The organism is Pleomorphomonas oryzae DSM 16300, assembly GCF_000422965.1.
Classification (GTDB): domain Bacteria; phylum Pseudomonadota; class Alphaproteobacteria; order Rhizobiales; family Pleomorphomonadaceae; genus Pleomorphomonas; species Pleomorphomonas oryzae.
Window position 1 is genome coordinate 234183 of sequence record NZ_AUHB01000008.1, and the last position, 8130, is coordinate 242312.

The window sequence follows — 8130 nt, forward strand, 5'->3', positions numbered from 1 at the left end:
GCTTCATGCCCTGAAGGTCAGCCTGCCACCTCCAGCGTAGCGTCGCAGAGCACTTGCGCACCGGCGATGATCTGGTGCGGTTCGACATATTCCGCCTCGTTGTGGCTGAGGCCGCCTCGACAAGGGACGAAGATCATCGCCGCCGGCCCAAGACGAGCCATGAAGAGCGCGTCGTGGAAGGCACCGGAAAACATCCGGCGGCAGGGAAAGCTACGTCGTTTCGCCATATCTTCGACAATGCCGATCAACCGTTCGTCGAAGCGAGCCGGCGCCACATCCATGCTTCGCCGCACCAAGGCCTGGCAGCCGCCGCTTTCTGCCGCCTCGGAGACCATGCTGGTGATTTCGGTCTCTAGTCGGTCGATTTCAGCGCCACTTGGATGGCGAAGATCGATGGAGAACACGACCTCGCCCGGGATGACGTTGACAGCGCCCGGCGTCAGCGTAAGGCGGCCAACTGTGAGGCGTGCATTGACATCGGCAGGCATCACCGTTGCCTGCAACTGGGCAATGATAGCGACAGCCACCGCCATAGCGTCGCGACGGTCGACGAGCGGCGTGGTACCGGCGTGTGCGACCTGCCCCGTGATGGTGACCTCCAGCCAGCGAGTACCTTGAATACCTTCGACGGCGCCGATCAGGGCGCCCTGGCGTTCGAGCAGTGGTCCCTGCTCGATGTGCAATTCAAGATAAGCCGTAAACGGGCCGCCGAGCGGCCGTTCAGCCGCCTCAGGCAGGGCCTTGAGCGTTGCAGCCAACTCGTCGGGGAGGCTGGCTCCATTGCTATCCACCGCGTCCTGCCAACCCGCAGGAAAAGCGCCAGCGGCATAAACCTGCGAGCCAAAAGCGCCGGGCGAGAAACGGCTACCCTCCTCGTTGGTCCAAGCCACGAGTTCGATCGGGCCGGCAGTGACGATACCGTTGTCCTCCAGCGTTTCCAGGACTTCAAGCGCGGCGAGCGTGCCGAGGGCACCATCGAAACGTCCGCCGGTCGGCTGGCTGTCGAGATGGCTGCCGATCAATAGCGGAGGACGGTCGTTATCAGTGCTGGCCCGCTTCAAAAACAGATTGGCGGCTGCATCCTGAAACACCGTAAAGCCGCGTGCCGTGCCGAGATTGGCCAGCAATGCCCGCGCCTTCCTGTCTTCAACGCTCAGTGTTGGACGGTTGACACCCCCAGCCGGTGTCGCGCCGATCGCCGCGAAAGCATCGAGACGAGCGAGCAGACGGTGGCCATTGATCGCAGGACCACACGTCATGAACGGAGCCCGGCCATGAAAGTCTTGACGCGATCGGGATCAACGGTGTTCCACCAGACGCCGTCGTGCTTGAGGGCACTCGCGACGATGACACCGTCGACGATACCGAGGATGTCACGAGCGTTGTCGGGCGTAACGCCGCTGCCGACCAGCGTCGGCAGATGCGACGCCTCCTTGATCATCCGGATGTAGCCGAGGTCGGCGGCGTGCCCGGTGCGCTGACCGGTTGCGATCACCGCATCGGCGTCGAAGAAGACGAGGTCGCGCACCAGTTCCTCGACCGGCCGGTCGGCGACGATGGCGTGCGCGCCATGCTTGACGTGGGCATCGGCAAAGATGCGCACGCCGTTTGCCCTGAGGCGGGCGCGGTAGCGCATGGCCCGCGCCGCCTCACCCTCGACAAAGCCCTCATTGGCGACATAGGCATTGGCCCATTGATTGACGCGGATGAAGCCGGCGCCTGAGGCGCTTGCCACAGCCAGCGCCGGCAATGCGGCGTTGGCCAGCACGTTGATGCCGATCGGTCGGTCGAGTTCGCGACGGATGCGGTCGGCAACCACCGCCATGTGAGCGGCCGTCTCGGGACCGATGTCGTCAGGCTTGGAAAACGGCACATCGCCGTGGTTCTCGACGATGACGCCATCGCAACCGCCGGCAAGATAGGCGCGCGCGTCGGCGAGGCCGCGCTGGTAAATCTCTTCGACGGGCTCGCCATTATGGCGTGGTGCTCCGGGTAGCGGCGCCAAATGGACGACGCCGATCACCACCTTGGTCCGTCCGAACAGTTGCTGAAGGACGTCGCCGGCCGTCTGGCCAACCGGTGTTGCGGCTTCGGTCATGAATCATTCCTCGATAGCCCCTGGATCAGGGCGGTAATTTCAGAAAGGCTCGGACAGGCGGCCAACGTTCCGCGTCGGGTGACGGCAACAGCCGCGGCCCGGACACCAACAGCTACGGCGTCGGAGAGCGACAGATCGAGGGCGAGGCAACCGGCCAGCACACCGGCGAAGACATCGCCGGCACCGCTCGTGTCAATCGCCGTCACCACGGGAGCGGCAACGCATGCTATCTCTTTCGCATCCTTGGCAAGATACATGGCGCCACCGGCACCAAGCGTAACGACCACGCTCGATGAGCCGTCCCGCGATAGCCTACGGGCCGCCTCGGCTGGTTCGGCGCAACCGGCAAGCGTTTCAGCTTCGACGGTGTTGACGATAATGATGTCCGCCTCCGGTATGGGAGCGCCCCCAAGCGGACTCGGATTGAAAATGGTGGTGGCACCCTTTTCACGAGCCGCGCCTAGGCAGGCTTTGGTTGTGTCCGCGCCCAGATTGCCCTGCATCAGCAGGTAATTCCCTCTCCCGGGCCAGGAGGAAAACTCCATCGGATCGAAGGCCATGGCCGAGGCTGCAGCGGTGACGACAACGTTCTCGCCCACCCTGTCGACCAGGATCGTCGATCGATCCGTTGGCGTATCGAGCACGACGAGCCCGTTGAGCGGCAGGTCGGAAGTAAGCGCCGTCCGCACAAAAACTGCATCGGGATCGGCGCCTAAAGCGGCGCGAAAGACAACTTCTGCACCCGTACGCGCTGCCGCGACCGCCTGGTTGGCGCCCTTGCCGCCAACGCCGCGCATCGCCGAGACAGCGTTCACCGTCTCACCAAGGCGCGGCAGTCGATCGACAAAGAACGTTTCGTCAACACAGACGTTGCCAACCACGTGGAGCGTCATCCTTCAGTCCCGCCGGTTGCCCAAGTCAGCATTTGCTCGAACAGCGTCTTGTAGCCCTTCCAGGCGACGAAGTCGGGCGACAACCAGTGCGGGCCGACGTCGGAGGTCCAGGCGACCGACCGCCCCTTGCCGTAAGTTCCCGTGACGAGCAGCGGCAGCGCGCCGTATTCCGACGACACGGTGGCGAGCACCTCGGCTCCCGGCTTGACCTCGACCTCGTTGAAGCCGAGGAGCACTGGCCAATCGCCACCGAGACCCTTCAGGATCGGATGGCTGGCCTTGCCTGTGACCTCGGCGGCAAAGCCTTCCGGCACTTCGACACGATCGTCATAGGGAAGGCAGGTGACCGGCAGGACCTCTTCGACGGCCGTCTTGCGATAGCGGGCGCCGCCATTGATGCCCTGGAAGGAATAGTAGCCGCCGAACATCAACAGGCCGCCGCCATTGCGGACATACTCGCGGATCAGCTTAAGCCGGTTGGGCGTCGTCTGCGACTTGATCCAGGTATCGGGATGCAGCAGCAGCGTGTTGGCGCCGATATCGGACAGCACGACAGCATCATAGGCCGACAGCGCCTCCATGGTCTGCGGGAAGTCGCGCTGCGCCTCGTGCGATGGCATGAAGGTGACGTCGAACGGCCCGCCCTTCAGTGCCTTCAAGAGTTCATCGGCGCCGGTGTGGTAGGTGACGGTGGCGAACTGGTCGAAGCCCTTGATGTGGGTGGCGGTCGACACCCAGGATTCGCCGGCCAGCAGGATTTTCTTGGTCATTTTGCTTTCCTCGGCAGTACTAGAAAGGGCGCCCGTCAGACGGAGAACACCGATTTCGGATTGTCTGTGAGCATGCGCTGGATCACTGCCTCGTCGAGACCGTGGCGCCTGAGGCGCGGCACGAAGTGGCGCAGCACGTGCGCGTAGCCGAAGCCGCCGTAGCGGGTCAGCATCATCTTGAGGAACACGTCCTGCGACATCAGCACGCGATTGGCGTAACCCTTCTCGACGAGATTGAGGATGCCGCGCGCATTGTCCTCATCGGACGGCGACTGTACCTCCTGATCGGCATAGTAGTAGTCCATGCCGATCATGTCGTATTCGATGAAGGCGCCACGAGCGGCGAGCGACGTCTGATAGGCCGTATCGTCCCAACTCGGGTTCATGTGACAGAGCACGGTATGGCGGAGATCCGCCCCCTCCGACTCGACGACATCGAGCACCTCGTGGGCGAGCCGTTCCCAGCCCGGCAGGTGGATGGTCAGCGGCACGCCGGTGCGCGCCGAGGCCCGCGCCGCGCCTTTCAGCGAGCGCCGCTCGGCCTCGGTAAAATCCTTGGAGACCCCGATCTCGCCGATGATGCCGGCCATCACCGGCGGTTGCGTCGTGCCACCACCGACATCGTCGATGATGAAGCGGGCAATGGCTTCGGCGTCCATCGTCTTCATCCAGTCGGGGTGACTGAATTCGAGATAGAAGCCGGTGCCCATGACGATCTTGAGACCGGACAGGCGGGCGATGCGCGCAAGCGCTTCCGGGTCGCGGCCGATGCCGATGGTGGTGGCGTCGATCATCGTGTTGCCGCCGAAACGGCGGTAACGTTCGAGTTCGCGCAAAGCGAGATCGGCATCATCGAGCGAGACGTTATCCCGGTTGAGATAGGGATTCATTCTGAGCTCGCCGATGATCTCAATATTCACCGGCTGCTCGGAGACACTGCGTCCCTCGTCGTCGATATCGCAGGGGCAGCGCCACGCCTTGGCTCCATCGAGCAGGATATGCTCGTGCATCAGCGTGACACCCATCTCGTCGACGGGGACAGGCCCGGTGACCGTCATCACCGCGCCCGATCGAACCCCGATCGGCGACCGCTCGATCGGCTTGCCTGCGAACAGATGATCCATGATCAACGGCTCCTGGATCCGCCCTTGAACAGGCGGAAATTCAGCCAGATGGCGACAAGGATGATTAGTCCGGTGACGATCGGCGTCAGGAACGGCGACAGATGCGCGAGGATCAGGCCGTTGGCGATCACCGCCACAGTCAGCGCTCCCAGCACGGTGCCGACCACCGAGCCACGACCGCCGAACAGTGACGTGCCGCCCAGTACCACGGCGGCGATGACATCGAGCTCGAACCCCTGGCCGGAGTTGGACGAACCGGAGCCGAGCCGCGAGGCGAGGATGATGCCCGCGAGTGCCGCCGCCGCGCCGGTCAGTATGTAGACCCCCAGCGTGACGAGGCGGGTATTGACGCCAGCCCGCCGCACCGCCTCGGCATTGGCGCCGACGCCTGTGACATAGCGGCCGAAGGCCGTCTCGTTGAAGACGAGATAGGCGATAACCAACACGACGACCGCGATCAGCGCTGGCACCGGCACGCCGATGAACCAAGCGCGGCCGATGACATTGAAGCCGCTGGCCGGATCGACGGGAATGGAATAGCCGCCGGTGATCAGAAGCGCGATGCCGCGGATCACCGATAGGCCGGCCAGCGTGACGATAAAGGCAGGGATGCCCTCGTAGGCGACGAAGAAACCCTGCAAGGCGCCAACCGCCGCGCCGAGACAAAGCAGCGCCAATACCACCACCGGCCACGGCACGCCCCACTGCAGCAGCACCGCCGAAAGCGTGGCAGTCAACGCCAATACCGAGCCAACCGAAAGGTCGATGCCACCGGTGGTGATGACGAAGGTCATGGCCGAGGCAACGATCAGCAACGGCGCCGACTGGCGCACGATGTTGAGGAGGTTGGGGGTGGTCAGGAAGGCGTCGGTCGCCAGCGAGAAGACGATGCAGACCACCACGAAGAACAGGGCAATGGAGACGACACCGCCCCGGGCGATCGCCTTCTCGTGCCAGCTTGCCGTGACGAGGCGCGAGGGCACTTGCTGTTTGATGGCATTGTCGCTCATGCCGGAACTCCCACGCTATCGGCCGCTCCGGCTGATCGAGCGATGAATTTGCGCCCGACGATCAGGTTGACCACTTCCTCGATGCTGGTTTCGGAAACAAGCCGCTCGGCGACGTTGCGGCCCTCGTACATGACTTGGATGCGGTCGCAGACCAGGAACAGATCCTGCAAGCGATGAGTGATCAAAATCACCGATACGCCGCGGGCACTGACGGCCCGGATCAGGTCGAGCACGGCTTCCACCTCGGCGACGGCCAGGGCCGCCGTCGGTTCGTCCATGATCAGCACACGCGGGTCGAAGGAAGCCGCGCGGCCGATGGCGATCGATTGCCGCTGACCGCCCGAAAGGTTCTCGACCTTGAGGCGGGTGTCGGCGATGACGATGCCAAGCCGGTCGAGCATGGCCCGCGCTTCGGCGTGCATGCGCGCCTTGTCGAGGAAAGACAGGCCGGCCAAACGGCGACGCGGCTCGCGACCGAGGAACAGGTTGCCGGCGACGTCCACCGTGTCGCACAGCGAAAGGTCTTGATAGACCATCTCGACGCGAGCGGCACGGGCATCGGCGGGCGAAGTGAAACTGACAACCGCGCCGTCGATCTCGATGGTACCGGCGTCGGGGATGATCGCACCGGAAAGCACCTTGCTGAGGGTCGATTTTCCAGCGCCGTTGTCGCCGACCAGCCCCAGCACTTCGCCGGGCCTCAGAGTCAACGATACGTCATCGAGCACTTGAATGGGGTGATAGCGCTTGGAGATACCCGTCATCCGAACGCGGTAAGGCGAGGTTTCCGTCATGCTGAAGTCCGCTCGGGAATGGCCTTGAAACGGCGCACTCCATTGAGAACGGCATCCCGTCGGCAGACCGAGCCGGCGACCGACGGGAGGCAACGATGAACCGGGACGCAGCAAACAAGGCTGGCGCCCCGATGATGCACAAGCTCAAATTACTGGAACATCGACTTGAAGCTGGCGACGTTGTCCTTGGTGACAATGGTAACCGGAACATTGATGATCGGATCGACCTTGCCGCCCTTCTTGAGCGTCTTCAAGGCCTCGACGGCGGCCTTGCCTTCCCCAGCTGGATCCTGCTGGACGACGGCGATGACCCAGCCCTCCTCGATACCCTGAACCGCCTGCTTGGTCAGGTCCCAGCCGAACACCTTGACGCTGTCGGTGTGGCTCTGAGCGGTGACGGCGGACACCGCGCCGATCAGCGCTGGTTCGCCGGTGGCGTAGAGCGTGCTCATGGTCGGGTTGGCAGTCATCAGGTTTTCCGAAGCCGACAGCGCCACATCCTGGACGTTCTGACCGTCGACGGTATCGAGGAAGGTTACGTCGGCGCCGCTGGCCGCCACCGCCTTCTTGAAGCCGTCAAGGCGCTGGTTCTGGATGAACGAGTTGAGGGCACCGACGACGCCTACCGTCGCCTTGCCGCTCATCTTGGCTTTGACGTAATCGGCGTAGAATTTACCGATATCCTCACCAGCCTTTGTGTTGTCGACACCGACGAAGGCGACATTATCGCCGCCCGGGATCTGGGCATCGATGGCGATCACCGGAATGCCGGCGGCCTTGGCGGCGGTAATGGCCGGCTTGACGCCATTGACGTCGATGGCCACCAGAATGATGCCGTCGACCTTCTGGGTAATATAGTTCTCGATGGCATCGTTCTGAGCCGAGGGAACGTTATTGGCATTGTAGATGACGAGATCGACACCGGCCGCCTTGGCAGCGGCCGTGGCACCGTCGTTGATCTGATTGAAGAACAGCGCTTGCTGGTTGATGTTGATCAGAGCGAAGGTTTCAGCGGAGGCCGGCGACAAGCCGACGGCGAACACAGACGCGAGGGCACAGCCCGCCAGAATCCTGGAAAGACGCATTTGGAATCCCCTTTGGTTTATTTGCGCCCCTTTTGAGGCTTATTGGCATCGGATGACACAGCGCGATGATTCAAGATCATTGACTGCCTGTCAAGTAACTTGAATGACGCTTTCTGCGGCATTTCGGCCAATTTGCAGGCGCAACCGGCGCTTAAGATGCGGCCTGCCCAAGGCGAGACACCAGTATGGATCCGCTTTTGGGTAGGTCCGATGCGCAAACAAAAGCCTGGAGTGGCGGCCGGATGCCAGGGGTATCCGCTGCTCTAGATGTGAGCTTTCAGGAGGTTGTCCATTCGGAGCGGATTTTGGAGACTGGAGTTACCACACCTCAGTTTTCCAGGATCGCCCCGAATGAA

8 protein-coding genes are annotated in these 8130 nt (G+C 62.9%); all 8 read right to left on the bottom strand.

The window, feature by feature from the left end:
* Positions 1–17: 17 nt before the first annotated feature.
* A complete protein-coding gene (locus G522_RS0115105) occupies positions 18–1259 on the bottom strand; it encodes a Zn-dependent hydrolase (protein ID WP_026791765.1) in 1242 nt (413 codons plus the stop codon).
* On the bottom strand, positions 1256–2098 hold the full coding sequence (locus G522_RS0115110; RefSeq protein WP_026791766.1) for a BtpA/SgcQ family protein: 843 nt from the start codon (positions 2096–2098) through the stop codon (positions 1256–1258). The genes G522_RS0115105 and G522_RS0115110 overlap by 4 nt, the downstream gene beginning before the upstream one ends.
* Positions 2095–2991, bottom strand: coding sequence for a PfkB family carbohydrate kinase (locus G522_RS0115115; protein WP_026791767.1), 897 nt, complete (start codon positions 2989–2991; stop codon positions 2095–2097). Before G522_RS0115115 ends, G522_RS0115110 begins: the two co-directional genes overlap by 4 nt.
* Positions 2988–3761, bottom strand: coding sequence for a glutamine amidotransferase (locus tag G522_RS0115120; protein ID WP_026791768.1), 774 nt, complete (start codon positions 3759–3761; stop codon positions 2988–2990). The genes G522_RS0115115 and G522_RS0115120 overlap by 4 nt, the downstream gene beginning before the upstream one ends.
* A gap of 35 nt (positions 3762–3796) precedes the next feature.
* Positions 3797–4885, bottom strand: a complete 1089-nt coding sequence (locus G522_RS0115125) for a phosphotriesterase family protein (protein WP_036839438.1) — start codon at positions 4883–4885, stop codon at positions 3797–3799.
* Positions 4886–4887: 2 nt separating this feature from the next.
* Positions 4888–5895 (bottom strand): ABC transporter permease, encoded by a 1008-nt coding sequence (locus G522_RS0115130; protein ID WP_051228666.1) that lies wholly within the window; start codon positions 5893–5895, stop codon positions 4888–4890.
* A complete protein-coding gene (locus G522_RS0115135; RefSeq protein WP_036839439.1) occupies positions 5892–6689 on the bottom strand; it encodes an ATP-binding cassette domain-containing protein in 798 nt (265 codons plus the stop codon). Before G522_RS0115135 ends, G522_RS0115130 begins: the two co-directional genes overlap by 4 nt.
* 149 nt (positions 6690–6838) lie before the next feature.
* On the bottom strand, positions 6839–7774 hold the full coding sequence (locus G522_RS0115140) for an ABC transporter substrate-binding protein (protein ID WP_026791772.1): 936 nt from the start codon (positions 7772–7774) through the stop codon (positions 6839–6841).
* Positions 7775–8130: the final 356 nt, after the last annotated feature.

Coding starts and splice junctions, on each gene's coding strand:
- G522_RS0115105 (WP_026791765.1), bottom strand. CDS start 1,259: ATGACGTGTGGTCCTGCGATCAATGGCCACCGTCTGCTCGCTCGTCTC.
- G522_RS0115110 (WP_026791766.1), bottom strand. CDS start 2,098: ATGACCGAAGCCGCAACACCGGTTGGCCAGACGGCCGGCGACGTCCTT.
- G522_RS0115115 (WP_026791767.1), bottom strand. CDS start 2,991: ATGACGCTCCACGTGGTTGGCAACGTCTGTGTTGACGAAACGTTCTTT.
- G522_RS0115120 (WP_026791768.1), bottom strand. CDS start 3,761: ATGACCAAGAAAATCCTGCTGGCCGGCGAATCCTGGGTGTCGACCGCC.
- G522_RS0115125 (WP_036839438.1), bottom strand. CDS start 4,885: ATGGATCATCTGTTCGCAGGCAAGCCGATCGAGCGGTCGCCGATCGGG.
- G522_RS0115130 (WP_051228666.1), bottom strand. CDS start 5,895: ATGAGCGACAATGCCATCAAACAGCAAGTGCCCTCGCGCCTCGTCACG.
- G522_RS0115135 (WP_036839439.1), bottom strand. CDS start 6,689: ATGACGGAAACCTCGCCTTACCGCGTTCGGATGACGGGTATCTCCAAG.
- G522_RS0115140 (WP_026791772.1), bottom strand. CDS start 7,774: ATGCGTCTTTCCAGGATTCTGGCGGGCTGTGCCCTCGCGTCTGTGTTC.